A 25,816-nucleotide genomic window follows, 5' to 3' on the forward strand; every position below is an offset into this window, starting at 1 on the left:
TGCGCACGGGGTTCTCGGGGACTAATCAGCGACCGGGTTCTAGGTGGAGTCGGCTCGGCGGCGAGGTCAGTGATGGGCCGTCGGTGTGATGGCGCGTGGGGGAGGCGGCGAGATGCGGTCAGACGATGGGCTGACAGCGCTGTCGCAGTCGGGGAAGTTGGCTTCGCATTCGAAGCACCAGCCGCATGTGCCGCAGTGTCGGCTTGTGCGGTTCGCCTTGAGTGCTCCGCAGTACCAGCACACGTATCGGCGGGGCTGTGTCGGCCAGCGCACGGAGATCGGTAGGTAGCTGGTGTTGGAGTACCAGATACCGCCGTCCCATCGACCGGCCTTCTCACCGAAGAGGTAGGCGCTGTAGCGGTAGGCGGGATCGACGGTGAGGATGACGAGCTTGCTCTTGCCCAACCAGGCCGCCAGGCGGCGTGCGCCGCGGTGGGTGTCGATTGACCCGAACGGTGCGCCAGGTAGGTAGTCCTCGGCGGCGATGCGGGTGTCCGAGCGCGGGTCGTAGGGGCCTGGGTGGACGCGTTTGGGTAGGACACCGTTGTGCGCCAACACTGTTCGCGCCTCCCCGCCGAGGCGGAAGGGATGGCAGTTCGCGACGGTGCGGTCTCCGTGGGTGGCGTAGCGGGAGTGGAACAACGCCGCCCACCGTGGGTAGCGTTTGCGCACGGTGGTGAAGCGGTCGATGGCGGACTCGGCGTTCATGCTGTGGCCGGTGATGATGCGGCGCCCGGCGATCACGGCGAAGCCGTGGCCGTGTGGGTTGGCGGTCGCGCCGATCGACAGGGCGACCGGATCCGGTGTGGTGCCGGGCGGGAGATAGGTCAGCAGGCACATGCGAGTTCCTCCATCTCCGCCCACAGCGGCTGGTAGTCGGGTTGATTGCGCACCCAGGCGGCGAAGCGTGGCCATTCCCAGGCGCCGGCGCGGACAGCGGCGACGTCGATGCCGCGGGTGTAGTGGATGGAAGCGGCGGTGAACGCCAGTGCCGCTTGGACCTGCTGCACCCGTAGGGAGCTGGCGAAGACTCGTAGTTCGAGGGTTTTGCGCGGGTAGGGGTTGATCGCCTGATAGCGGTCCAAACCCAGGGCGTGGAGGTTGCCTTTGGCGGTGTCCTTGGCCCGGGCCCGCGCGACCCGGTCGAACGGTGCGAAGTGTGATCGGCGGCGCGCGATCGTCGACACCGCGGACTCGTTGCGGTAGAGCAGTTTCATCCAGCGGTAGACATGAGCGGGGGAGTCGAAGCCGTCGCGGCTGGCATGCACGTGCAACCCGACGCTGGTATCGGTCTCGCAGCCGAGCTCGTCGAGTTCACCTAACAGCTGCCACGGGAACTCGTGGATGGCGTGCTGATAGGACATGGGGTGGGTGACGATCTCGAACCCGTTGGGTTGGATGGAGGAATCGTGTTTGAGGTACCCCAGCGCCGCGAGCCGATCGCACGCGAGCCTCACGCACCGGCGGTAATAATGTTCGGGGACAACGATTTCCAGTTCCAAGCCCAGATACAGCGGGCCTTCGCCGTGGAAGCGGGGATCGGGTTTGTAGCTGTAGTTCCAGACGTGATGCGGTCGGTCACAGGTGTTGCAGTCGCCGCCGTCGCGGATAAGGGTGCCGCAGTCGATGCAGGCCGCGTACCGGTTGGCGCAGCGGGTGCATGCCCGGGTTCCGCCGGAGACGTATCGGCTGGTTGTGCTGAAACGACTGCACCGGCCGCATAGGTCGAAGAACACTCCCGAGCAGTTCGCGCACACCACCTCATCGGTGTCGGTGCGCCTGTGGGGGCTGGTCAGGGCACGGCACGACACGCACGCCGTCCAGCCGGTGACGCAGCGTGGACACAGCTGAAGGCCTTCGGCGGTGTCGAGCAGGGTGATGACGTGGTCGCGGCACCGATCGCAGCGCGCAAGTCGCGGCAAGCACCGCTCGCACACCGATTGATCCGCGATCCGGTTGCGGTCGTCCGGATCATTGGACTGACACAGGACACACGGGGGTTGGGAGTGAGGGGAATCTGGCATGACGCAGCACCTTCCGGAAACGAAAGAACGCCAGACCCGAGCGTGTGCTCAGACCTGGCGTTCGGGTCAGGAGGAGATTTCGACTACTTCGATGGGAGATGGTGGAAAGTCAGGATGAGCGGAGTTGTCGGGGCCGCCGCACCACGATGGAGGCCGATCGGGCGGATCGGTTCGTATGGGGACCGCAGCTGGCCGGAGTCGGCACCGACAACATCTGCGCGTCCGCCTCGTCCGCACGAACCGTCGTGGTGATTTCTAGGTGTGGGGCACGCCGTTGATCGGGTGCGGGTAACGCGCACTGTGTCTAGCGGGGTCGGTAGGGCCAGTGCTTGCCCTCACCTAGTGTGGGTCCAGACGCGCCAGCCGTCGCCGGTCGGCTCAGTGAACACGGAACCAGGCCAGTGATTTCATGCGTATTTGTGCATGTGTCTGGCTGGGTGGTGCCGCTGGGTAACAAGGGCTTGATCGACTGGTCGCGGGCGGTTATCGAGGCGGCGTCGGTGCGAGCGAAAAGCACTCTTTGCCCCTGGGACATTCGAGTCCTGAAAAAAAGATCGTGCCCCCACTGGTCGACCAGCTGATGGCGACCCGATAGCGAGCCACTCGCGCCCGGTTGTGTGGATCTCGGTCTCCGGCGTACAGCGATATCACAGCCGTGTTGGCTTCACTGCGTCGGTGATCGCTTGCTCTCGCTGGCGTGCCAGCGCTCGCCGTTCACGAATGCGCGCACGCGAGCGTTCAAGTCGCTCAAGGGCTTCCGGGGATCGAGCTGTCCGCGGTGACCGCGGCGGACGAAGCAAAGACATGGCCGACCCCCTACGTCGGGCCCGCCTGCTGGATTCTCCCGCAATCGATACTACTACCGCGCGCTTGCGGCCAGTCTCGTCACACCCGGCACGTTGACCTGCCACACCTCCAGACACTTGTCGAGCCTGGATTCACACCGCCGCAGTTGAAGGATGATCTGTCTGTCGAATTCGGTCACTGCGAGCCGCCCCAACTGGCGACGAGCGCTCTGGCGCTTGTGATCTGGTCACCACCGTCCTGCATCAGTGCTGATGGCAGGTCGCCTGATTCGTGGGGCGTGCAGTCACGACCGGGCTGGGCAACCCAGCCGCCGCAACTGCTATGTCGCCGTGAACTACGAGCTCTATCACCTGACCGAGCACTGCTCGACTGGCTCACCGCGACTCCGAACTTCGACGATCCTCTCGGCGAGGACGCGACCACTCAGCGCGTTGGATCGGAAACTGCACCGAGGATGACCTCATCGCGAACTCGCACTGGTATCCAACGATCGATTCGGGCCAATACACACTGCAGGCGGCCGAGATCAGTTACCCGAAACCTCATCCCCGCGTAGGGAATCCGCGCTCTTTCCCGGACAGGAGATTTCCCGATCATGGTCGCCTCTTGTGCTAGGTGGTCGCCGGCTGGTTCAGTGAGAGCACCCGATCATGGGTTGGCGCCGAACGTGGGAGGTCGGTACGGGTGGATCCGGTGACAATGGTGGTAGCGGCGATCGCGGCCGGGGCGGCGGCAGGGGTGAACGAGACGACCAAGCGGTTGGTTGCTGACGCATTTCAGGTGGTGAAGAAACTGATCTCCGGCCGCTACCAGTCGGCGGATGTGGCTGTGGTGGAGCACGATCCGAGTTCCGGGGCCCGGCGCGCGGTTTTGGCACAGGAGCTGAGCAAGGCGGGGGCGGGTGAGGACGAGGAACTGCTCGCCGCGGCGCGGCGGTTGCTGGTGGTGGTGCACCAGCATGTGCCGCAGGTGGAGCAGATCGTCGGCGTCTGGTTACAGGAGGTGCGTGCCGGTGAGCTGGAGATTACCGATATCGCCTCGACCGGTTCAGGTGTGATCGGCACGGATGTCGCTGTCGGTGGTGCGATGAAGATCAGCGGCGTCCGGGCCGGCGGCCAGGAGCCGCCCCACCCCCCGCAGGCGCGGCCCTAGGCGGGGCCGCGCCTGACCCGTCCACACCATGGCTGTCGTTCGACCATGTCGGCGTCGGCGGCAATATGTCGATTCACCACACCACGGTGCACCACCCGCCCCCTTATGGTTCGGCGCGACCTCGGGTGGTGTCGAGCACGATTCCGCAAGTGCCAGCTCATTTCCTGGCTCGCACCCAGCAACAGGACTTGCGGGCGGCGGTGCGCCGCTCGCGGGTGGCGGTCGTAGTGACCGGAATGCGGGGAGTCGGCAAGACACAGCTGGCCGCAGCGGTGGCCCGCGACGCGATCGACACCGGCCAGTGCATAGTGGGGTGGGTCAACGCGGAAACCCTCGACACCACCCGCGCCGGATTGGCCGAGATCGCCATCGAGGTCGGCGTGGGCGACCCGGACGGTGACTCCGCGGTGTCGGCGCGGCGACTACTGACTCACCTCTCCGGCAGCAGTGAGCCGGGGTTGCTGGTGTTCGACAATGCCTGCGACCCCGACCGAATCCGGGGCCTGCTGCCAGCCGGTGGCGGGACGCGGGTGGTGATCACCAGCACCGACCAGCGTTTCGCCACCCTCGGGGAAACCATTGGCCTGGCGGTGTTCACCCGCACCGAATCGGTCGGCTACCTCACCGCCGCCACCGGTCTGCCCGACCCACAGGGTGCTGCGCTGGTGGCGGCCGAGGTAGGGGATCTGCCGCTGGCGCTGTCCGCAGCCGCCGGCGTGATCGCCACACGCCGCCTCGACTACACCCGCTACCTGTCGCTGCTGGCTTCCCGGCCGCTGCCGTCGGTACTGAAACGGCAGGCGGGCCACGACTATCAGCGCCCGGTGGTGCAGGCGATCGTGTTGTCGCTGGACAGCGTGGAAGCCGCGACCAGTGACGATGCCGGAGCGGATGCGGTGGTGCGGTGGCTGATCGGGGTGGTGGCGATGCTATCGCCGGCCGGTGTCCCCCGTTGGATGCTGCCCGAGCACGATGATGATTGCGTCGACGAGGCTGTCGCGCGGTGTGTCGCGGGGTCGGTGCTGTCGTGGTCGGCCACCGATGACACGCTCATCATGCACCGACTGGTCGGCCGGGTGGTCCGGGAACGCGCCCAATCCACCACGACCGGCGCTGATCTGGTGACCGCCGCGGTCGAAGTGATCGAACCGTGCCTGTTCGGCGAGTATCAGGCGTGGTCACGCCGCGAACACGGATCCCAGCTGATCGAACAGATCGACGCACTCTGGGCCACAGGACTACCCCGAACCTGCGACACCGACCTGGCCACCCGGGTGCTGTCCACCGGTGATTGGGCAGGCCGTCAACTCATCTACTCTGCCGACCTCACCCGAGCAATCACCCACGCCGTCCACACCCTCGCCGAGGCCGAGCGACTATTCGGTCCCGACCACCCGAACACCCTCGTCGTCCGCAATACCCTCGCCTACGCCTACGAATCGGCCGGACAGCTGGACGAAGCGATCCCACTGCACGAGACGACCCTCGCCGACTGCGAATGGGTGCTGGGACCCGACCACCGCGACACCCTCACCTCCCGCAGCAACCTGGCCTACGCTTACCAATCGGCGGGACAGCTGGATAAGGCGATCCCACTGCACGAGACGACCCTCACCAACCGGAAGCGAGTGCTGGGACCCGACCACCCGAGCACCCTCACCTCCCGCAGCAACCTGGCCTACGCTTACCAATCGGCGGGACAGCTGGACAAAGCGATCCCACTGCACAAGACGACCGTCAAGGACCGGAAGCGGGTGCTGGGACCCGACCACCCCGACACCCTCGTCGCCCGCAACAACCTCGCCGACGCCTACCACTCGGCGGGACAGCTGGATAAGGCGATCCCACTGCACGAGACGACCCTCACCAACCGGAAGCGAGTGCTGGGACCCGACCACCCTGACACCTTCACCTCCCGCAACAACCTCGCCAGCGCCTACCAATCGGCGGGACAGCTGGATAAGGCGATCCCGCTATACAAGACGACCCTCACCGACAGCGAACGGGTGCTGGGACCCGACCACCCGACGACGATCGTAATCCGCAATAACCTTGCTGGCGCTCGCATTCACGAAGGTCCGAATACGCGGTAGCCGCAAAGCGAGCGTTAGCCGGTTTTCGAAGAGCGCTGACAATGTCGTTGGATTTCGCGGTGAGTACTGATGGTCAGTAGCGACAGATTCGCATGGAATCGGCCGCGGAAACCGTTGCAGCAGTGTGGAACCAGGCTGGGACCTATCCTGTAGGAATCTCGCTATCAGAGGTCCGCGTAGCCCCCAGTGTTCCAGACAATCCACCGGAACTGGTTCGGTGACAGCGACTGTCGCGCGGGAACGTCGGCTGCTGGTGGGTACGGCCAGAAACACACACCACAGCGATGGCAATATTGCCCAGCCCGCCACACCGTGTAGGCCATTGGACGTCCGCGCGCGATGCGGCTGCTGCGGCGTTCTCGCTTGGCCGCGGCAGTCCACGCCAGGGTTGTTGGGGTAGCCAACGCGAGAAGCATGAAGGTCAGGACCACGATCGCCGAAGGCAAGTCGCCGCCTGGGTCTGGACTGTGGAAAGCGGCGAAGGTCAGCAGGAGTCCGGCGAGAAGCGGGATGAGCATGAGCGCGCCGCAGCCCAGCAGGCGTTCCGAGGATCGTTGGGCGGGTTCCGGCGCGAGTGCTTGGGCGAGCATCGAGGTGTGGGTCCGCTCGATTGTCGTTGTGCCGAAAACGGGGACGAACCCCGACGATGTGATCCCGATGCCGTTGTAGGAGTCCGAGCCGGAGACGGACTGGACCCCGGTTGCACGGATCGCCGGAACGCTCTGGACGCAGTCGATTCGTCCGCAGGTGGGGCATGAGATGTCGGTGTCCATGAGCAGGTCCCCTCCCAGCGGCATTGCGCTGCGACGAGGACTGGTGCGCGACAACGCCGCTGCTGATATCCGGCATGGTGGTGGATGATCTGCAGAATATTGAACTCTGCTGTGCTGTGAATGTCGAGGATCAGCGGTGGGGGAGTGCGGCGATGTCGTGGTGTGTGGCTTCATGTGGCGACCTTTCGGACGTTGGGACGGACGGTAGAGGTTCGGCTCACCGAAGGAGGTTCGGGGCCGACCGCGATATGCGGGATGTCCGCGGGTCAATGCCGTTTCGCGGCTATGGTGGATGCCAGGGAAGAACTCGGATCAGCGGTCAGGAAATCGTCGTGGACGACAACCGCAAGTCGTCGCGGTCCAGCGCGAACGGTTCACGAGAACTGGTAGAACGGCTTGAACGGGCCCGCAATCGCATCCGTGTGCGTCGGACTGCGGCGCGCGAACGCGAGAAGACCGTGACCGCAGCAGTAGCGGCATATCGGGGCATGGCGAACGATCAACGAGCTCGAGCGCCGTCGCGACAGTGAGATCGCGGGACTCCATCAGCGGATCGCCGAAATCCGCGAAAGCGCCGAAGCAGCGATCGCTGAGCGACGGACCGAGCAAGCGGTCGCCGCATCGGTGATCCATAGTCAAGGCCACAACTACGATGACATCGCCGAACTGTTGGAGATCACGCCGAAGCAGGTGCGCCAACTACTTTCCGCCGCAGGCGATAGCACCATCGCGGTCGCTGCTCATGCTACGGACAGCACTCGGCGCATGAAACGGTCAGGTGTTGCGATACCGCAGCAAGACAGAAGCCTGGGTCCCGAGATCACCGATCCTGCCGCTGCGATGTACAGCGGACCGCCTCACCTGTCGGGGCCGGAAGGTGTTCCAGGTGGATGAGGACATCCTTGCTCGTTTGAACGGTGCTGAGGCGAAGGCCTCGACATCAGCAGTCGGAGCTAGGAAAGAACCTGCGCCGCGATCAGCTTGGCGCGCCATCGATGGAACGCAGGTCAGCCGCGATTTTCAGTGTGCCAAGACAGGCAGGTGCAGGCCGGACGAAGAGACATTGGCGGGACGTGAGAGGGCCTCTGACCTGGACAGAAGGGTGCCAGCTGGACACCGGAGGGCTTAGCCGGGGTCACTCGTAATTACGTGGCCGACGTGTAGGTGCGAGATTCGTGGGTGGATACTCCTGTTCTCGTTGCGCGGGTCCATGTGTTGAGGAATTGGTTGAATGTGATGACATCGCTCCGGGGTTGAGTGACCCACATGAACAAACCGAATGGAGATCGACGGATTGCTGAGGATACTGCCAGGTCAACAAGTGTGCTCCCCGCGCACGCGGGGATGATCCGGGCTCTGTGGAATCCCTGAAATGGCCGAGGACGTGTTCTCCTGAGCGGACCGACCAGCAGGCGCCAGATCACGCGGACAGAACCAACGAGGTCAGGTCACACCGACTGGTGATCGGCGAAGCGCTGGATGCGATTCTGTGCACCGGGGACGTCCCCGCTACGGAGGTCGTGCGGACATATTGCATCGGCATGCGCGGGTTCTGGTCGGACGCGGCGCCGACAAGACCTGGGCCAGATTGTTTCTGACTGGTCGAGGCGTTCGCGCTTGCGGTGTTGCTGGTGGCCAGCGAGGGCTGGAACCGCAGCGTGCTGCACCGGATGTGGAACGGGTCCGGCCACGTCTCATTCGAGCTGACCGGTCACGCAGTTCAGGTGGCAGCAGATCGGTTGATCCACGGCTGGGGTTGCGGACTTATCTGAACTATCACCGAGGAAGAGCCAGCGCGTTCCCCCGCCCCTGCGGTCAGGGTGAGGACGTGGCGACCTGGCGACAACCGCGCCCGGAGAAGCCGTCCACGGCCCAATTCGCCATCGACATCGGATCGCCAGCTCAGCTGATCGAGCTCGGGGGTGGATTCCTCCAACCACCAGCCGTTGCCGAGGAGTTCGACCTCCTCAGTGCTCAGCTCCGCATCGCTGGACGGTTTCTGGATCAACGGTCGGCACGGTTTCACAGGAACTTGGAAGGGCTCGCTCTGAACGGTTGTTGACCGGACACCGTTCGTGGCCACGACGGCTACCTTGCACCGATCCCCGCCGGGAAGATCATCGACGTCGACGGATGCGGATAGGGATGTCGTGCGTAGCAGGACGGGGATCCACGCGCGACCGTCATCGTGGCTGTACCTGATTCTGAACTCGGTGGGCGGCGGTTCACCTGCGGCCCGCCATCTGATCAGATGGCTACCGGTCACGGCGCCCCGCGGCACGTCAATGATCTCGAGTTCTGGTCCTGTCGAGGGCACCTCGATGTCGGCAATAACGACATCGTCGCGATCGCGTTCACTGCGCACAATTCGCATGTTGTCGGCAGCATCTGGAAGGGGAACGGTGCCGCGCACTGCGAGAGCAGAGTCGCTTCGCCCGCAGTATCCGAACACCGCCAGCGGTGCTCGGACGAGAGGTCTGTCCTGTGATCTGATTTCCGCGAACAGGGTCGTCGGATCGGTTGCCTGTGATGGAAGCGGCCGTTCGGTGAGGTATCCGGGCCTCAGGACGAGATGATTGTCAGCGTGCAGTCGTCCGATGAGTTGAAGATATTGAACAGCCCGATGGGCATTGTCAGTCATGCCAATCCCTTCACTCATTTCAGTGCGTCGAAGACGATGTCCCAGCACGCAATCGAGGGCATCCGACCCTCTCGGTCCAGCTCATTGGACCCATCTATTGGCACACCGCAATAACCCATAAGTTCCGGTGACGGAGCGACGAAAGTGACGTCGTCTGATGCGCGCCAGCAAACGGCACCGAGCTCGGTCTCACTGGGAAGTCGACTATCGAGTCTCTCAGGATTGCCGCACGCCGAATGATCGATCTTGAAGAGGTGCGTCATCTCATGGGCAAAAGTCGACCTGAGTCCGGCCTGCGCGATCATCACCCGTAGGTCGATGGGATAGGCCGGCCACTGGAACACACCACTGTCGAAGTGGTAGTTGTGGGATATTCCCCTGAGTCCATAGAATTCAGGTTCTGGGGAGGGCGGAGTTATTGCTGCCCAGATGATTTCGCGGGTTGGATTGTAGTATTCGCGGCACAACTCGTCGATGTCGTCGAGAAGCTTCTGCCATTCAGACTCCATCGTCAGATCACGTTTGGTACCTAATGGAACCGGTAGCCCGGGCGCAACGGCCTCGATGAAGCCGTCCTCGGCCAGCGGAAGTCTGTCCTTGGCACCTACGAGTGTTGCCCGCCAATCGTCGATCGTCGGTGTCGTTGTCTTGGGCGGGGGGTGGAGGTCGTCGCGTATCAGAATGGGGACCAGGACCTGTTGACCTCGACGTACGAAGGTGGCGGAGATGGATGCCTTCGATGCCGCAAAATCGACCGGCAGCGGTAGGACTGGATTCGGCCGCACGGTGACCTCGACCCGAATGTCGCCGTCCAGCATCTCCCACGGTAGCTCGAACTCGATTGCGTTGTCCCGGGTTGCGGCCGGTCGGGCGGCAGCAGGCGATAGCTGCGTGGACAGCCGTTGGATTCCGTACACGCCACCGAACGTTCCGAAAAGGTTGGCAGTGCCGGTGATCGGTATCTCGCCGGGACCGAGCCCGTACGACCCGGCAGGAGGCAGTCCGGACTCGACGTAGACCCGGACCGCTGTCCTCTTCTGTGCCACCAACCTCACCGCGGTGCTCCCCGCGCCTGGTTGCAGGGGATCCGGTGACTGGATGGCTTGGACAAGTTCGATCCCTCGAATTCTCAGGTGAGGTTCGTGGCCGACTGTGAGGGTCACACGCCGCTGGGAATTGCCGCACCAGCTCAGGACGGTTGCGACCACCTCGAGTTGGATCGCAGAAGCCGACGCGGGTGTCCGGAAGATGAGCGTGTGATCGCCGCCCGGCAGGGCGGCGAAGCTTCGAATTGTCGTGCCTGCTTGCTTCACATCGACATTGACGATGATCCCTTCACCGGAACTGGTGGACACCCAGATGAGCGCGTCGGTGTTCGGAGCGACGATTGAGGACCATGAAGTCCCGGAAATGACGCCGAGTCCCTTGACCTCGGGAATTCCACCGACGAACTCCACATCACTGCCCCCACGGCGAAAGACCGGAAAACGACCCGCCCCGCACGAGGCGATCGTTGTTGCGAGGATGCTCAACCGGATCGGTCCAGGGCGGGCCTCGGCGGGGACCTCGACAGTGATCTTCGTGGCGGTCCACAGCGACACGTTCTGGGCCTCCACCTCGCCATCCGACCCGGTGAAGAAGACGCTGCCTCTGATGCTGAATCCCTCACCGAACAAGGTCAATTCAGAACCGGGGCAAGCTACTCTGTTGCTCAAGTCGGTGATGCGCCAGCGTGGAGCGAGGGCACTGGCCTTGGCGGCAGCGTCGATCGCCCACTCAACGCAGGTTCTTTGCAGCACGGGGGTGTCGGGGCGCAACCCGCCAGGTACGAGCGGATCGAACACGATCTTCGGCTTCTTGTTGAGCAGGCCTTCCAGCGACGGAGGACCCTTCAAACCGGGGATCACGCCGGTGCTCGGCACCTTGATATTGGGGACCTCGCCACCGGCCGGACCGCTACCGAAGTCACGGTCGAATCCACCGAAACCGGCAGGTCCGGACATCAGAAAGCGCATGGAGGGTGCTTGCAGTTGTTCGTCGAGCAGAAGCTCGATCCAGTGCCGTGGCGTCACCGCGTCAGACAGGCCTTCCAACATGACCTGCGCCTCGTCAAAGTCGTCGGCGGACCACAACGCTGCGGAAGCCAGGATGGCCACCGCAGCTCTCGCGGACGGTGGTGCAGTCAGGAGAGGCACAATGTTTCCGTCTCCGCCGCGTGCACGGGCATTCTCACCGAGTGGAAGGAGCGTGCGCCGCAGACGCAGCGCGGAGTCCTCATTCCCGGCGAGGGTCAGCTCAGCGTCGGGAACCAGATCCTCGAGCCATCGCACGGACCCAACGGCAGTGTCATACACCGAGCGGCTGGACTCGGGAAGTTCGTCGGAGGCGATGAGCGAATCAATCCGGGCGCGCAGTTGTACCTCCTGAACGCGCGGAAGCAGTGAGATCACTGGCCTGTCGACGGGGACCGGTTGTGCATCGGAAAGGGTCTGCCGAGGAACCCGCAGATGCACGACACGTGAATCAGCTTCGGCACGAACCGTCTTGAGGGTCGTACCCTCGGCGTCCACGAGACTCACCACCACAGTGGCTCCGACGGACTCCGCCGGAATCTCGATCACGAAGGAACCCGACCTCAGCGTGTTTCCGACCGCAAGGAGGTTGCCCCCCTCGGCGCTGTGGATCTCAACACCCAACGTGGGAAGTGGCCCTTCGGCAGGCGCGGTCAAGATTCGGCCGACCAGAACCGCGGGGGGCGCAGCATCGTCAGTTCGTAGAACTTCTGAGAAATCCACGGTGCCTCCACAGGTGACGACAGCTGTACAGACAGGCGCTTCGACTCGCACCCTTCCGGGGTGCAGCACCCCTGAGATCGTGCAACGCATGGAATCTGGCTGTTTGTGATCATCCGCCTCTTCGGCAGCGATGTCACGGGTGCCTAGCTGATCTAAGGACCAGATAGTTGTATGAGGCCATGACGTTGACGCGGGACCGGTGCGCGGATAGGTGCAACCGAGATGCGCCATTATCGGGGTCAGGCTCCGCTTTGGGTCGGTTACCGGCCGTCAGAATCGCCCCAAATCGAAGGTTTTGCAACATCTTCCGGTCGCCTCGTCCACACGGACTGCGACTTCCCGTCTCGATATCAGTGGCGATTTCCCACTTCGTTGTCAGTAGGGCGATCGTGGTCCTCTTGTTCGGGTGACAGGTCTGCTCGGTCGTGGGTCAGATTGTCGTGTGGTGTGGAACTCACGGGCAGCGACCATGACGCGTCGGCTGGCGTGCAGGAGGTCGGTCAGCGCGCCGGGGATGAGGGTGGCTGCTTGGAGAATGAGAACGAGTGCGCCAACACCGGCGAGGATCTGGGTGGTCACGAGGGTAACGATCGGCGACAATGTCCGTTCGGTGCATCTGGTGACCGGGCCGTTCCGAACACTCCTGATCGTCGCACCGATCCGGGGAATTCGGCCGAATGCGCCGGATAGGCCGAACGATTCGATCCACTACGAACCCGGGGGTAGCAGAGATCATCATCGACCCGGATGCGATCACCATCCGCGCCGACCTGTGTGCGGCGTTGCAACGCCTGCATAGGCAGCGTGGCCTCAGCTACAACGAACTCGCGGCATCCTCGCAGGTGCCCACTACCACGCTGCACGACACTGTCACCGTCAAGAGCTTTCCTACACGGGAGACCCTCGGCGAGATCCTGCTCGCCTACGCGGTCACCACGGACACGCTGGAAGCGTGGCATCGCGTTCACACACGCGCCGCAGCCGACACCCCGCCCACTCGACGTTGACCACGCGCCGGACCTGCGGTGGGGCGGCTCCTGAGATTTAGTGCCGCCTGGCTCAAGGTGGGTTTGGCGGAGTCCAGGAGATCTACGATTGCTATGAGTTGGCCGTCGACAAAAATTGGTCGGCGTGGCGCAGCACGACACGTCGCCGAATCCGCCGATGGTATGCCTGCCGCTTTGGATATCCTGCAATATATCTCCCGGATATGGCGCTCGCCGTAGGCTACCGCTGGAGAAGAACGATGTTATGCGATGGGGGAGGAAACCCCCGAGGAGGGGGATTCTGTCATTCGACCCGTCCCACCAAAATCTCACACTTTTGATGGGATGTGCCCAGATCTGACGGGTCATGATGAGTAGGTGGTGGAGCTTGGATATGGGCAGCGACCAGGGGTGATGAGGACTTTTGAGGTATGTCGAGAAGATTGGAACCTGTGCCAAGTGGTCGCAGGTTCAAATCCTGTCATCCCGACAAGGTCAGAGGCGGTTTCCGCTCTCCGTGAGGCGTTATCAGGTACGTGAGCGTGCCAAGAACGTGCCAACACGCGGGAGCGGGCATTTCAACAAATCATCCGAACAGCGCAGCGCCCGCCGCGCGCAAGTCCTCGGGTTGTGCGTCGCTGTAGACGCCCAGCGATAACGCAGGGTCGTGGCCGTGCCAGGCCGCGACGATGTGGACCGGGATCCCCAACTTCAACATGAGCGACACGCTCGTGTTCCGCAGCCCCTTCAGTGGGATGCGGCGCAGCCCGGCCCGCTGCCTGAGCCGTTGGAACATATCCGAGTAGTACTCCGGCCGGATCGGCACTCCCGTCTCGTCGACCGCGATCAGCCGATCGTCGGTCCAGGGGGTGCCCAGTGCCGTGCACTCGGCCTGCTGGAGCGCCTTCAACTTGTCGAGCGCTTCTGCTAGATCGGCGGGTGGCGGAAGATCGCGGCGGCTGCGCCTGGACTTCGGCACGTTCTCTTCGGTCTCCTTACCGATGGCGACACGCCCCCGGCATACCTTCAGTGCGGTTGCATCGAACCGCGTCCATCGCACGCCGAGGACTTCGGACCGCCGCGCCCCGTAGCAGCTCAGCAGCCAGCAGGCGTAGAGCCGTTCGTTGCGTACCGCGTCGCGGAACGTCTCGACTTCTTCTACCGTCCACGACTTTGCTTGTTCGTCGTCGTCATCTTCGTTGATGTCACCGGTGGGGCGTTCCACGAGTGCGATGACGTTGCGCGGTAGGGCGCCCTGGTCGACGTAGGACTGTATGACCATGCCGAAGGTGGTCAGCGTGGAACGAACCGTGACGGGCTTGACGCCGCTCGCTACCCGATGGGTCTGTGCGTTGATCGCCAGGACGTACACGGCGCGACGGGGTCGGGTGACGTGACCGGATCGGATGAGACCGGACAGGCAGGTGTGTATGTCGTTGTCCGGGAACGCCGTCTTGATACGTGCTGCCGAGATTCCTTCGGGGTGTTGACCGATCAGCTCAGCGACTTGCGACATGAGGCTGTCAGGGCGATAGTGTCGGGGATCGATACGCCCCTCGGCTAGCATCCACTCGACCAGTCCGTCACCGTCGGCCTTCGTGATCTGGCGAAGTTTCTTGCCGCCCATGCGCCGTCGTACCGGTTTCAGGTCGTTGCGGTAGCCCTGCAGTGTGATTCGCCGGATGCCGCGCCGACCGTTGAGCCATTGTTCGATCGCTTCGGTGACGGTGATGTCTAAAAGTTTGACGTATTTTCCGGTCGCGACTTCTGTTGTGATTCGGCGGTATTCGCGCCGGGCCTGAGCCTGGGTGTCGTAGGTGAACCGCTCGCGGTCTCGGCTGCCGTCCGGCTTTGTGCCGACATCGATCTGGAACCAGAAAGTCACCTTGCCGTTCTTAAAGGTGCGCTTGTTGATCGGTTCCGCACGTCTGGATCGCTTGCTGGCGGTCTCGTGGCTCGGTTGTGTGGTCAACGGTGAGTTCTCCTTCCGGTTGGGGCTGCGTTCTCTGCGGGTGGATCGGCGTGCAGCAGGTTCCGCCTCCTGGCGACGGTGACTCGCGTCTACGCGTATTCGTGGGAGTCGAGTTGCGGGGCGAAGGTGGCCTTCTTGTTCGACGGGCCGCCGGGCGTAGTAGTGCGAGGTTCCGCGATGTGTGCTTGGTCTGCACTGAGAACTGAGGTGCTTGAACGGCATCCAGCTGTCGAGAATGGGCATGGCATCAAAGTCTCTGCCGTGCAGCTATTTTGATGAATCGACCTGGGGTCCTGGTGTTGGCATAAGTCGGCGGACAGGAGTGCCGAGCTGGAGATGCGTTGCGCCTACCTCAGGAAAGCCAGTCCAGCGGTTGATGAACGGCCGATTGTGGGTGTGGCGGGCAACACCGACGTCCTACAGAGTGTCGCCGCTACTCGGATCGGCACGCAGTTGGAGCACTTTTCGTACCCACCTCGACGGGATTCGCACTCGGCTGCCGACTCGAATCGCTGGCACCTCACCTGACTTCACCGCCGTGTAGACCGTAGACTTGCCGACGCCGAGGAGTCGGGCTGTGTCGGGGACGGAAACGGTCGGCTCGTTCAGCAGACGCTCCAGCGCGTCCTCGGCACTGGCCTTCATACCGTCGGGTTCGTCCGCGGTGAGGTTCGCGAAGGGGTCCGGGTCGGCTTGGCTCATCGGATCGCTCCGCGATTGCCAGTGGCGGGAAGTTGGTCGAGGCTCGGATGCCTAGTCTCGGGATGAGACCGCGCCGGTCCCATCGTCATCGAAATCGAACATCTCCGGGTACGTCGAGAGGTTGTTGTGTGACTCGTACTACTCCGCCACGTCCGGTTGATCTCGTGACCGTCTTTCCCGAGTTGGCACCACTGGCCCGCACCGCGACTCGCCTGCACCCGCGTCCGGGAACACCATCGGTGCGCGACAGTTCGATCGGGGGGCCACTGTTGTGGCCGGCAGACGAGCCATGGCCGCACTGCAGTGCCGTGGACCACGAAGCAGTATGGGTACCGAGAGTCTCTGTGGCAGACGTCAGGCTGAAGCGGCGGATGCGCGAAGCGAAGGACAGCGAGCACAGGGACTACACCACAGAGGAGTGGAACTTCCTTCTCCGGATGGAGAACCGTCCGGCGTCCGGCGGTCCGATCGCGATGCTGCCAGTCGCGCAACTGTACGCCCGTGACGTGCCCGGTCTGAATCCGCCCGAGGGAGCTGATCTGCTGCAAGTGTTGTGGTGCCCCAACGAGCACGGCGACTGCCTGCCCAAGACCGCGCTTTTCTGGCGGTCGGCGGCGGCAATATCCGACGTCCTGGTGGATCCTCCGGAATCGGCGGAGTGTCAGGAGGACCTGGTGCCCGAACCGTGCATGATCGATCCGGAACAAGTGATCGAATACCCGAACTCGGGGGAGCTCGAGGGGGAGCTTCGGCAACGAGTGGACCGGTGGACCATGGACCAGATTCCCGGCGTCGAGTTCGGTGGTCTCGAAGACGACGATCAGCCGTACGACCCCTTGTGTCTTGCGCCTGGCTGGAAGATCGGCGGCTGGATCGACTGGAATATGCAAGACCCGTATCCGACCCCCTGCCCCACCTGCGGTACCCCCACCGAGCCGCTACTGACGATCGCCAGCACAGAGTGGGCCTTCGACATCCACCACTGGATCCCCTTCGAGGACCAGGCCGCCAACATCTCGTGGGGTGCCGTACAAGGCAGCCCGAGCATGCCGACCCAGATCTGTGTCTCCGACGCCAACAACCAGATCATCCGAATCTGCTCGACATCACATGAGCACCCGCACATCCAGATGATGCAATAACCCAGTTACTCGACGAACGATCACTTCCACGGCCGCCGCACAACCGCTCATCGGCATGTGCGGATTGTCCTCAGATCGGCCCATGGGGATGAGCGAGATCGTAGGCGCGGGTGAGCTTCCCGGGAACGACCATGCGCCAAGCATCGACGACGAGTTGACGGGCCTCGATCGGGTCCAGGGCCGCGAGGTCGGAGTGGATCCAGTTGAAACGCATGTCCGACGCCGACGGCAGCTGAAACTTGTGCGGCTCGTTGACGACGAGCGCCGCCCGCTCCTCTTTGGGGAACGCGAAGCCCATCACGGTCTCGTCGAGAGAAAATGCCACGTAGACGATCTGCTTGACGCGAAACTTCAACCGGCCACGCACATAGACCTGATACGAGCGCTCCAACTCGACCCCCAGCGGGCTGACGTCCTCGATCACGGCCATGGTTGGCATCTTTCCCTCCCACGCGAAAGCGCGCCCAGTTACTGCTCGAAGCGCGGTTTCCAGACAACGCCATAGCCCAGCGAACACAACATAATCGGCATTATGGGACGTCTCGAGCCGCAGCCGGTCTCGTCCGTCGAACGCGGCGGTAGGCGGCATTGCGGGATGTCCTGAGCGACAGCGATCTCGGTCCGTGTGATTGCCGGCGGGGTTAGCTGGCGTTTAGGGCCGATCGCGGTGTCAGTGGAGGCGTCAGGCGTGTGTCAGGTCGGTGTCAGTCAGCCCGGCGACAGTGTGTACATGGAACACAACGACCGGCACCGACACGGTTCGGGTCGGTGCCACAACCGGTTTCGAGGAGTACACGACATGTCCATCACTATCACCCTGAACGACCAGGACAAGAGCACCCTGCGCACCGCCGCCTACGGTGCGGTGTCGCTGCTGGCCGCCGCCGGTGCGCCGCACAAAGGCATCACGCACGCCTCCATCGCCCTGACCTCGGCGACCGGGCTGGTCGGGCACGTGCTCGCCGCCAAGTCCAGAGACATCCACTTGCCGGGCAAGTCCGTCGCCGAACTCGCCGACCGGGTGCTGCCGAGCTTGAGCGCAGCGATGAGCCTGCTCGGCAAGCAGCATCCGGGCGAGGCCGGCAACTTCCGCGACACCGTCCTGGTCGCCGTCGAAGCCGCCGTCGGGCCCGGCAAGGGTGAGCCCAGCCCCGCCGTGGCGGCGATGGCCCGCAAGATCACCGCGGCCCTCGACGCCGCCTGACGGATGCGGGGTCGGCGCAGCACAGCTGGTGGCCGTGTCGCGGGGTCCCCTGCGGACCCCGCGACACGGCCACCGACCGTCGAACACGGCTGCGGCGTGTTGGCCGGTTCGATCAGCGCGGTATGCGGCATCACAGCGCTCTTTCCCGACGTGCAGCCAGAGTCAGAGCCTGGGATCATGACGAGCCGGGAGGAAAGGGGCGCGGCACCACGCCCATCCCCTGCGTGTCAGGGTGAGATGAGTCCACCGGCTCACAGCCGATCAGCCTGACGCGGGGCGAGAGACGGATCTGCATTTCATGACCAGTACGAGGGCCTCGAGGGTCGCCGACGACAATGGGCGGATGGGTTCACAGGGTCCGCGCGGTGGCGAGCCGAAACGGCGGCGCGCGTTCAGCGCCTCGGACAAGCTCGCGCACCTGGAGGCATATGAGCGCGCGGTCGCCCACGGCGAGGGCGGTGGGTATCTGCGTCGGGAGGGCTTGTATTCGTCGTTGATCACCGAGTGGCGCAAGCAGCGCGACGCGGGGCTGCTTGCAGGGAAGAAGCCGGGTGAGAAGATCGGCAAACCTACCGCCGAGCAGGCCGAGATCGCGCGGCTGCGCCGGGAGAACGAGCGGTTGAACAAGCGCCTGTCGACCACCGAAACCGCCCTGGACATCATGGGAAAAGCACACGCGCTCTTGCAAACTCTGTCCGAGAGCGCGGATTCGGACGAGCCGCGCAAGAAACGTTGACCGCCGCGTATGCCGCGTTGACCGAGTGTGGGGTGGTCACCAGGGTGGCCGCGGCGTTGACGGGGCTGGTGCGCTCCACCGCGATCCGGCGCCGCGCAACCGCGGCAGCACCGACCCCGCCGGTTTCGCCGGGACCGGCCCCTGATCCGGTCGACAAGCTCACCGCGCTGGAACGACGCCGAATCCTGGAGGTCCTCAACAGTTCTCGGTTCGTCGATCTGGCGCCGTTGCAGATCTACGCCCAACTGCTCGACGAGGGCACCTACCTGTGTTCGGTGTCCACGATGTATCGAGTATTGCGGGAGAACAAGCAGGTCAGCGAGCGGCGGCGGTTGGCGCGGCATCCGGCAAAGGTGTGTCCAGAACTGGTCGCGACCGCACCTCGGCAGGTGTATTCGTGGGACATCACCAAACTCGCCGGTCCGGTGAAAGGTCAGTATTTCGACGCCTACGTGATGATCGACATCTACTCCCGCTACCTCGTCGGTGTTCATGTCCACACTCACGAATCAGGTGTCCTGGCAACGGAATTGATGAAGGAAATCTTCGGTGTCCACGGCATCCCACAGGTCGTGCACGCCGATCGGGGCACGTCGATGACGTCCAAGACCGTCGCCACACTGCTGGCCGATCTCGAGGTCACCCGCTCGCATTCGCGGCCGCGGGTGTCCAACGACAACCCCTACTCCGAATCACTGTTCAAGACCTTGAAATACGGTCCGGAATTCCCCGAACGCTTCGGATCACTCATCGAGGCAAGACAATTCATGGATTCGTTCGCCGAGTGGTACAACCACGAACACCGCCACATCGGCCTCGGTTTACATACACCCGCTGATGTCCACTACGGGCTGGCCGCCGACAAAGCCGCCGACCGCGAAGCGGTACTCGCCGCGGCCCGAGCGCGGCACCCGCATCGCTTCGCCACCACCACACCGCCGAAGATCCTCGATCTACCCGACACAGTCTGGATCAACCCACCAGCCCAGGAGGCCGAAACGGCAGCTGCTTAACACCCGCTGGACTCATCCACCTTGAAAAATTCCGCTGACGACGGTACAGCGACTGTATTCGATATTGAGGCCATGGACCTCGGCCCCCAGCATGGAATCACTTTCAGAGTAGATGCTGACGTCGAAGACGGTGACGAGGTGACGGACACGCTGCCGAATGGCAAATCGAAGACAATGCGCCTGCGGGAAGTCCAAGTACTTCAAAGCCCCTTCGGCAGTAACACACTCGATCACACCGGTGCGAAGTACGACGTGATCTCAGGTAAGGCCACACTCGTCCGTGCATCGGCCGAACCTGCGGTGGAGACACTCCGAATCCTGATGCTGGGCGCCTCGCCCGAGGGAGACCTGCGGATCACGCGGGAACACACCCGTATCCGCAAGGCCGTGGAAGCCGCTTTGCACCGTGACCTCGTCGAGTTCGATGTAAGGCTGTCCGCGACGGCTGCGGACCTTCAGGAAGGGATCGCAAAGTTCCGCCCACACGTGGTGCACTTCGCCGGCCACGGTGGAGACAAGTTGATCGCGCTCGAACGAGATCTGGACGAGCAACACGAGGGCGTTGTGGTCACCGAGAGTGCTTTGGCGGCGGCGTGTGCGGCGACCGACGAGCCGCCGAAACTGGTGGTGCTCAACGCCTGTGACTCGGCTGCGACGGCAGAGGCGCTCGTTAAGCATTTCGCGCCACTGGCAATAGGTATGCGGGGCAGCGTGGCTGACGTGGACGCAATGGTATTCGCCACCAGCTTCTATTCGTCGGTAGCTAATGGCCACTCTGTGTGGGCTGCGTTTTTGGCCGGGCGAGCGGGCGTGGAGTTGCAAGGCGGGGATCATGACGCGGCGTGCCTGGCGGTCGCGGACGGTATTGAGCCGAAGTCGGTGAAACTCGTAGCCGTGCCGAAGCAGTAACGGTTGAACGTACCTTTCGCCTCGGGGCGCGGTCCCATCGAAACTCTCGCAAATCGGCAGTTCCGGATGTTCCAAGCGGACGCCAACGGCCCGAGATAGCCTCGGGCCGTTGATCTTCGGACTGTCGCATCCGGCCGCCGCGCAGGGTGCGGACAGCATCATCGATGACGAAATCCAGCTGGGGACTTCGAGTACGCCGCTACTTGACCGAGCTGGCCAACCGATCGGCATACGGGGCAGTGAATCTTCCGACAATGGGAAGCTCCGCGCGGACACCGCCGGTGTTGTTCGCCTGGACCATGGCCATGATCCAGACGACGACCGCGAAGACCGCGACCGCGAGTCCGGCGAGGCTGAAGATGATCCCCAGGACTCCAAGGAGCGAGCTGACGATGCTCAGAACAATATTGACCACCGAGACCGCCCCGAAGAAGACGATCGATTGCGAGGCATGGAATTTCACATCGGGATCGTTCTTCCCGACAAATAGGAAGATGATTCCGGTGAGCCACCCCAGCGCGTACGACAGGATCGCGCTGGTCTTTTTGTCCAAGCCGGAGGACTGCGGTTGGTTCGCGGGCGGTTGAGAAGATGTCATGGGGTAAGTAGATGCCGCGCGCGCCACCTACCGATCCCAACTTTCAGCACGAACCACAGGTCGCGGGCCAACCCGGCCTGCGACTGGCCGCGTGGCGAGCCGTGTGGGGCGCCCAACGCGCCAACCCTGTTTATGCCGCCCGCTACCAACACCTGACCAGCCGCGACGACAACAAACTCACCCCCACCCAAGCCCAAGCCGCCATCGCCGCGACGATCCTGCGGCACCTGCATGCGGTCGTCGCCACCGGACAAGCCTGGGATCCACGTACCGCCACGCACGGCACACGACCAGCCAGCACCCTAATCCCGGTGGCCGCCTGAATATTTCGGCGACCATCGAGCGGGCGGTCGCGGCGAGCCCCACGCGGCATCGAGACACACCGTGATCTCGCCGGAAATCATGGGCAGCCCAGCCCGTCGTCACCTCAACCCGATTACACGCTGCTGGGATCAACCCCAGCACTGCTATGCAGGGACGACGACGGACGAGGCACCGACCGAACCGCTTGACACAAAATGACTTACGCTGATTACCGGACGTTCAGTTTGCCGTCGCCATGATCGGTCGGCATAACGAATCTGGAACATGTTCTCCCAGCGGATCAGCTGCTGTCGGTGGTCCCACAACGGTGGCAAACGACAGCCCGCGATGGCGTAGCAACCGCCTCCAGTGGATTCGATCTCAGCTGGCCGCGTGCAGAATCCTGAGACCAGAGACAGTTCTGCACTGTATGTTTCGGTGAGCTGATCGGCGCGTTCCACGAAATCTCCTTCTGTCGTCGTCGTTTGCGAAAACGGGTAGTGATGGTGCAGGCGAGCTGTTCGCCCCGAGGGCGAGCAACCTGGGGTCGGTGTCGCCGGTACGGCTGGGCCGCTGGTCGGGCGGCGAGGAATCGGATCGACTCCGATCACGCCGCTTCGGACGGCGAGACGGCAGTCGGTGGGGCAACAAAGCGCTACCCGGCTGCGTAGTCTCGAATCCGCTCGCCTGAGCGGCAAGGCTGCAGTCGGCATCGACGCCGCCGCGAAGCGTGCCCGTCCGGGCGGATGTCGTTTGGATTTCGCGGTGAGTACTGATGGTCAGTAGCGACAGATTCGCATGGAATCGGCCGCGGAAACCGTTGCAACAGTGTGGAATCAGGCTGGGACCTATCCTGTAGGACCTCGCTATCAGACGTCCGCGTAGCCTCCGGCGTTCCAGACAATCCACCGGAACTGGTTCGGCGACAGTGACTGTCGCGCGGGAATGTCGGCTGTAGGTGGGTACGGCCAGAAACACACACCGCAGCGATGGCAATACTGCCCTGCCCGCCACACCGAGTAGGTCACTGGACGTCCGCGCGCGATCCGGCTGCTGCGGCGTTCTCGCTTGACCGCGGCAGTCCACGCCAGGGTTGTTGGGGTAGCCAACGCGAGAAGCATGAAGGTCAGGACCACGATCGCCGAAGGCAAGTCGCCGCCTGGGTCTGGACTATGGAAAGCGGCGAAGGTCAGCAGGAATCCGACGAGAAACGGATCAGCATGAGCGCGCCGCAGCCCAGCAGGCGCCCCGAGGATCGTTGGGCGGGTTCGGGCGCGAGTGCTTGGGCGAGCATCGAGGTGTGGGTCCGCTCGATTGTCGTTGTGCCGAAAACGGGGACGAACCCCGACGATGTGATCCCGATGCCGTTGTAGGAGTCCGAGCCGGAGACGGACTGGACCCCGGTTGCACGGATCGCCGGTACGCTCTGGACGCGGTCGATCTGTCCGCAGGTAGGGCATGAGATGTCGGTGTCCATGAGCAGGTCCCCTCCCGGCGGCATTGCGCTTCGATGAGGACTGGTGCGCGACAACGCCGTTGCTGATATCTGGCGTGGCGGTGGATGATCTCCAGAATATTGAACTCTGCTGTGCTGTGAATGTCGAGGATCAGCGGTGGGGGAGTGCGGCGATGTCGTGGTGTGCGGCTCCATGTGGCGGCCTTTCGACGTCGGGACCGACGGTAGAGGTTCGGCTCACCGAAAGGGTTCGGTGCCGAGCGCGAAATGCAGTACGGCCGCGGGTCAATGCCGTTTCGCGGCTATGGTGGATGCCAGGGAAGAACTCGGATCAGCGGTCAGGAAATCGTCGTGGACGACAACCGCAAGCCGTCGCGGTCCAGCGCGAACAGTTCACGAGAACTGGTAGAACGGCTTGAACGCGCCCGCAATCGCATCCGTGTGCGTCGGACCGCCGCGCGGGAACGCGAGAAGACCGTGACCGCAGCAGTAGCGGCATATCGGGGCATGGCGAACGATCAACGAGCTCGAGCGCCGTCGCGACAGTGAGATCGCCGGACTCCATCAGCGGATCGCCGAAATCCGCGAAAGCGCCGAAGCAGCGATCGCCGAGCGACGGACCGAGCAAGCGGTCGCCGCATCGGTGATCCAGAGCCAAGGCCACAACAACGATGACATCGCCGAACTGCTGGAGATCACGCCGAAGCAGGCGCGCCAACTACTTTCCGCCGCAGGCGATAACACCACCGCGATCGCTGCACACGCTACGGACAGCACTCGGCGCATGAAACGGTCAGATGCCGCGATATCGCAGCAAGACAGAAGCCCGGATCCCGAGATCGCCAATCCCCCTGCGTCGCCTGCCGCTGCGATGTACCGCCGAGCGCCTCACCTGTCGGGGCCGGAAGGTGTTTCAGGTGGATGAGGGCATCCTTGTGAACGGTGCTGAGGCGAAAGCCTCGACATCAGCAGTCCGAGTAGAAGAGAACCCGCGCCGCGATCAGCTTGGTGCGCCGTCGATAGAACGCAGGTCAGCCGCGATTTTCAGTGTGCCACCAGTGTGCCAAGACAGGCAGGTGCAGGCCGGACGGAGAGACGTTGGCGGGACGTGAGAGGGCCTCTGACCTGGACAGAACGGTGCTAGCTGGACACCGGAGGGTATAGCCGGGGTCACTCGTAATTACACGGCCGACAGGTCGGCGCGAGCGGCGGTTGACGGTACGGCATCGTGGCCGCGGGAGAACGTCGTCCGGCGAATCAAGTTGGCGGAGAATCACATTCAAGGAGGAAAGATTGCCGGGGGATGCCAGGGGCTGATCGACGATTTTGAACAGATCAGCAACCTGGCGTCGACGTGGTTGCAATCCACCCTCGACGGCATCGTAGGAGACATCTACCCTCGTGCTGCGGTGCCCGAAGTTCGGGAGTTTTGGGAGATGCGACCGGAGTACGCCTCGTAGAGGCAACCAGAAACTATCAACTGCCAGGATTTGTCAGAGCTTGGCCCGATCGAGTGCTCTATGCATGACGCTCGCGACGTGGAGCCATTCGACGATCTCGTCCTGGTCGAACTCGGGATCGGCTGGTCTGTGTGCACGAGGTTGCGCCCAGCGCGAAACAGCGCCATGCCGAGAAACATGTACCTTCGCCAGCTTCTTGTATTTTGGTGGGACGGATCGAATGGCGGAATCACATAGCTGGTGGGTATGGCAGTGAGTGAGGCTCGTGCCGCTAGCGAGGATTCGAACAGGTGGTTGAGTTCTGGAAATCGGTTGACCGGCCCTTTGTTTCAGTGAGTAAAGCCGGCCTCATGGTCGGCGGCAGAGATTGCGTCGTGAAAACGCTTGTGAACCCAATGACGCTTGCCCAGGATGCTCCTCTGCCCCCATCGGCCGGAGGCCGGAACGAGCTGGGTGTGGCGTGGCATCTTACCCACCAGCCGCTGCGGCTTGGCGCCGCCCGACAGCTTGCTGCTCTCCAGGACATATATGGCGTTCTGAGTGACTGCCACGCAACGGTACTTGTTCCAGAACAGCGTGAGACCGGTGAGATATGTGATGACGAAGAAGATAAGCTCGGCGCGGTCTGACAGATGAGCATGTCGGAATCATTTGTGCCGCATGATGTTCGACTCGACCTTTCTCGAAATGTGGTGCAGCAGTTGATCGTTGGTCAAACCCATCTTCGAATCAGCACCCGCACGAGCACGACCCGGCCGTCCACCGGAACGTCGGCAACGATCCGTTTGTGATAGCCGTGCGCCCGGCCCGACTCGCCCCGCAGGCAGGGCATAGCGCTGGACCGCCCGGCGTTCGCGCCAGCACAAGAATCCGTTCACCCTCGTCCACCACACCTCGAAGACCAGCGGTAAGAGCCCCGAAAAAGCCACGCCGACAGCAACATTCACTTCAAGCACCGAGGCATCGTGCCGTCATCAGCAGTCGACCGCCACCGGAAGTGAGCCAGAGCCGTTTTCTGGACAGTCCCGGGCGCCGGCCCGGCGCGCAACT

At 63.3% G+C, this 25,816-nt stretch carries 20 protein-coding genes; 11 read left to right on the forward strand and 9 right to left on the reverse strand.

What is annotated here, in order from left to right:
• Positions 1-66: 66 nt before the first annotated feature.
• Both OHA42_RS17860 and OHA42_RS17865 read right to left on the reverse strand, forming a co-directional pair.
• Entirely contained in the window at positions 67-840 is a 774-nt protein-coding gene (locus tag OHA42_RS17860) for a class II glutamine amidotransferase (protein WP_406238504.1), read from the reverse strand.
• Positions 828-1,457: a hypothetical protein gene (locus tag OHA42_RS17865; protein WP_406238506.1), complete on the reverse strand. Its 630-nt coding sequence runs from the start codon at positions 1,455-1,457 to the stop codon at positions 828-830. Before OHA42_RS17865 ends, OHA42_RS17860 begins: the two co-directional genes overlap by 13 nt.
• A 169-nt stretch (positions 1,458-1,626) precedes the next feature.
• Here OHA42_RS17865 and OHA42_RS17870 point away from each other — a divergent pair, with 169 nt between their 5' ends.
• From OHA42_RS17870 to OHA42_RS17880, 3 genes are all read left to right on the forward strand, one after another.
• Complete coding sequence (locus tag OHA42_RS17870) at positions 1,627-1,851, forward strand: hypothetical protein (RefSeq protein WP_406238508.1); 225 nt, start codon at positions 1,627-1,629, stop codon at positions 1,849-1,851.
• A gap of 1,673 nt (positions 1,852-3,524) precedes the next feature.
• Positions 3,525-3,983: a hypothetical protein gene (locus OHA42_RS17875; protein WP_406238510.1), complete on the forward strand. Its 459-nt coding sequence runs from the start codon at positions 3,525-3,527 to the stop codon at positions 3,981-3,983.
• A gap of 149 nt (positions 3,984-4,132) precedes the next feature.
• Positions 4,133-6,076, forward strand: coding sequence for a tetratricopeptide repeat protein (locus OHA42_RS17880; RefSeq protein ID WP_406238512.1), 1,944 nt, complete (start codon positions 4,133-4,135; stop codon positions 6,074-6,076).
• Between the two features lie 164 nt (positions 6,077-6,240).
• On the opposite strand, the gene OHA42_RS17885 is transcribed toward OHA42_RS17880, so the two are convergent.
• The 3 genes from OHA42_RS17885 to OHA42_RS17895 all read right to left on the reverse strand — a co-directional run bounded on the left by OHA42_RS17885 (position 6,241) and on the right by OHA42_RS17895 (position 12,516).
• Positions 6,241-6,849, reverse strand: coding sequence for a hypothetical protein (locus OHA42_RS17885; RefSeq protein WP_406238513.1), 609 nt, complete (start codon positions 6,847-6,849; stop codon positions 6,241-6,243).
• A gap of 1,720 nt (positions 6,850-8,569) precedes the next feature.
• The gene (locus OHA42_RS17890) at positions 8,570-8,857 is read right to left on the reverse strand and encodes a hypothetical protein (protein ID WP_406238515.1); all 288 of its coding nucleotides are present in this window, start codon (positions 8,855-8,857) and stop codon (positions 8,570-8,572) included.
• Between the two features lie 647 nt (positions 8,858-9,504).
• On the reverse strand, positions 9,505-12,516 hold the full coding sequence (locus OHA42_RS17895; RefSeq protein WP_406238517.1) for a hypothetical protein: 3,012 nt from the start codon (positions 12,514-12,516) through the stop codon (positions 9,505-9,507).
• 446 nt (positions 12,517-12,962) lie between these two features.
• On the opposite strand from OHA42_RS17895, the gene OHA42_RS17900 reads away from it, so the two are divergent.
• A complete protein-coding gene (locus OHA42_RS17900) occupies positions 12,963-13,292 on the forward strand; it encodes a hypothetical protein (RefSeq protein WP_406238519.1) in 330 nt (109 codons plus the stop codon).
• A gap of 565 nt (positions 13,293-13,857) precedes the next feature.
• Here OHA42_RS17900 and OHA42_RS17905 read toward each other — a convergent pair.
• Positions 13,858-15,243, reverse strand: coding sequence for a tyrosine-type recombinase/integrase (locus tag OHA42_RS17905; RefSeq protein ID WP_406238521.1), 1,386 nt, complete (start codon positions 15,241-15,243; stop codon positions 13,858-13,860).
• A gap of 417 nt (positions 15,244-15,660) precedes the next feature.
• Entirely contained in the window at positions 15,661-15,945 is a 285-nt protein-coding gene (locus OHA42_RS17910; RefSeq protein WP_406238523.1) for a helix-turn-helix domain-containing protein, read from the reverse strand.
• A 344-nt stretch (positions 15,946-16,289) separates the two neighbouring features.
• Here OHA42_RS17910 and OHA42_RS17915 point away from each other — a divergent pair, with 344 nt between their 5' ends.
• On the forward strand, positions 16,290-17,087 hold the full coding sequence (locus OHA42_RS17915; protein ID WP_406238525.1) for a hypothetical protein: 798 nt from the start codon (positions 16,290-16,292) through the stop codon (positions 17,085-17,087).
• 70 nt (positions 17,088-17,157) lie between these two features.
• Here OHA42_RS17915 and OHA42_RS17920 read toward each other — a convergent pair whose 3' ends face one another.
• Complete coding sequence (locus tag OHA42_RS17920) at positions 17,158-17,517, reverse strand: hypothetical protein (protein WP_406238527.1); 360 nt, start codon at positions 17,515-17,517, stop codon at positions 17,158-17,160.
• A gap of 369 nt (positions 17,518-17,886) precedes the next feature.
• Between OHA42_RS17920 and OHA42_RS17925 the strand changes: the two genes are divergently transcribed.
• The 3 genes from OHA42_RS17925 to OHA42_RS17935 all read left to right on the forward strand — a co-directional run bounded on the left by OHA42_RS17925 (position 17,887) and on the right by OHA42_RS17935 (position 20,949).
• Complete coding sequence (locus OHA42_RS17925; RefSeq protein ID WP_406238529.1) at positions 17,887-18,291, forward strand: hypothetical protein; 405 nt, start codon at positions 17,887-17,889, stop codon at positions 18,289-18,291.
• Between the two features lie 343 nt (positions 18,292-18,634).
• A protein-coding gene (locus tag OHA42_RS17930) for an IS3 family transposase (protein ID WP_406239445.1) occupies positions 18,635-20,040 on the forward strand; the annotation gives its coding sequence in 2 pieces (ribosomal slippage) (positions 18,635-18,961 and positions 18,964-20,040; 1,404 coding nt in all).
• Between the two features lie 72 nt (positions 20,041-20,112).
• A complete protein-coding gene (locus OHA42_RS17935) occupies positions 20,113-20,949 on the forward strand; it encodes a CHAT domain-containing protein (protein WP_406238531.1) in 837 nt (278 codons plus the stop codon).
• 199 nt (positions 20,950-21,148) lie between these two features.
• On the opposite strand, the gene OHA42_RS17940 is transcribed toward OHA42_RS17935, so the two are convergent.
• Positions 21,149-21,547: a DUF4870 domain-containing protein gene (locus tag OHA42_RS17940; RefSeq protein WP_406238532.1), complete on the reverse strand. Its 399-nt coding sequence runs from the start codon at positions 21,545-21,547 to the stop codon at positions 21,149-21,151.
• 11 nt (positions 21,548-21,558) lie between these two features.
• On the opposite strand from OHA42_RS17940, the gene OHA42_RS17945 reads away from it, so the two are divergent.
• From OHA42_RS17945 to OHA42_RS17955, 3 genes are all read left to right on the forward strand, one after another.
• Positions 21,559-21,870 carry a hypothetical protein gene (locus OHA42_RS17945; RefSeq protein WP_406238533.1) on the forward strand — a complete coding sequence of 104 codons (312 nt, stop codon included), beginning with the start codon at positions 21,559-21,561 and terminating at the stop codon, positions 21,868-21,870.
• Positions 21,871-23,022: 1,152 nt separating this feature from the next.
• Positions 23,023-23,223 (forward strand): hypothetical protein, encoded by a 201-nt coding sequence (locus tag OHA42_RS17950; protein ID WP_406238534.1) that lies wholly within the window; start codon positions 23,023-23,025, stop codon positions 23,221-23,223.
• A gap of 1,833 nt (positions 23,224-25,056) precedes the next feature.
• Entirely contained in the window at positions 25,057-25,395 is a 339-nt protein-coding gene (locus OHA42_RS17955) for a hypothetical protein (protein WP_406238536.1), read from the forward strand.
• The last annotated feature ends 421 nt before the right edge of the window (positions 25,396-25,816 follow it).

The sequence above is a fragment of the Nocardia sp. NBC_01009 genome, from assembly GCF_045208035.1.
In the GTDB taxonomy this organism is placed as follows: Bacteria; Actinomycetota; Actinomycetes; order Mycobacteriales; family Mycobacteriaceae; genus Nocardia.

Coding starts and splice junctions, on each gene's coding strand:
- OHA42_RS17860 (WP_406238504.1), bottom strand. CDS start 840: ATGTGCCTGCTGACCTATCTCCCGCCCGGCACCACACCGGATCCGGTC.
- OHA42_RS17870 (WP_406238508.1), top strand. CDS start 1,627: ATGCAGGCCGCGTACCGGTTGGCGCAGCGGGTGCATGCCCGGGTTCCG.
- OHA42_RS17885 (WP_406238513.1), bottom strand. CDS start 6,849: ATGGACACCGACATCTCATGCCCCACCTGCGGACGAATCGACTGCGTC.
- OHA42_RS17895 (WP_406238517.1), bottom strand. CDS start 12,516: ATGGCGCATCTCGGTTGCACCTATCCGCGCACCGGTCCCGCGTCAACG.
- OHA42_RS17900 (WP_406238519.1), top strand. CDS start 12,963: ATGCGCCGGATAGGCCGAACGATTCGATCCACTACGAACCCGGGGGTA.
- OHA42_RS17910 (WP_406238523.1), bottom strand. CDS start 15,945: ATGAGCCAAGCCGACCCGGACCCCTTCGCGAACCTCACCGCGGACGAA.
- OHA42_RS17920 (WP_406238527.1), bottom strand. CDS start 17,517: ATGGCCGTGATCGAGGACGTCAGCCCGCTGGGGGTCGAGTTGGAGCGC.
- OHA42_RS17925 (WP_406238529.1), top strand. CDS start 17,887: ATGTCCATCACTATCACCCTGAACGACCAGGACAAGAGCACCCTGCGC.
- OHA42_RS17935 (WP_406238531.1), top strand. CDS start 20,113: ATGGACCTCGGCCCCCAGCATGGAATCACTTTCAGAGTAGATGCTGAC.
- OHA42_RS17940 (WP_406238532.1), bottom strand. CDS start 21,547: ATGACATCTTCTCAACCGCCCGCGAACCAACCGCAGTCCTCCGGCTTG.
- OHA42_RS17945 (WP_406238533.1), top strand. CDS start 21,559: ATGCCGCGCGCGCCACCTACCGATCCCAACTTTCAGCACGAACCACAG.
- OHA42_RS17950 (WP_406238534.1), top strand. CDS start 23,023: ATGGAAAGCGGCGAAGGTCAGCAGGAATCCGACGAGAAACGGATCAGC.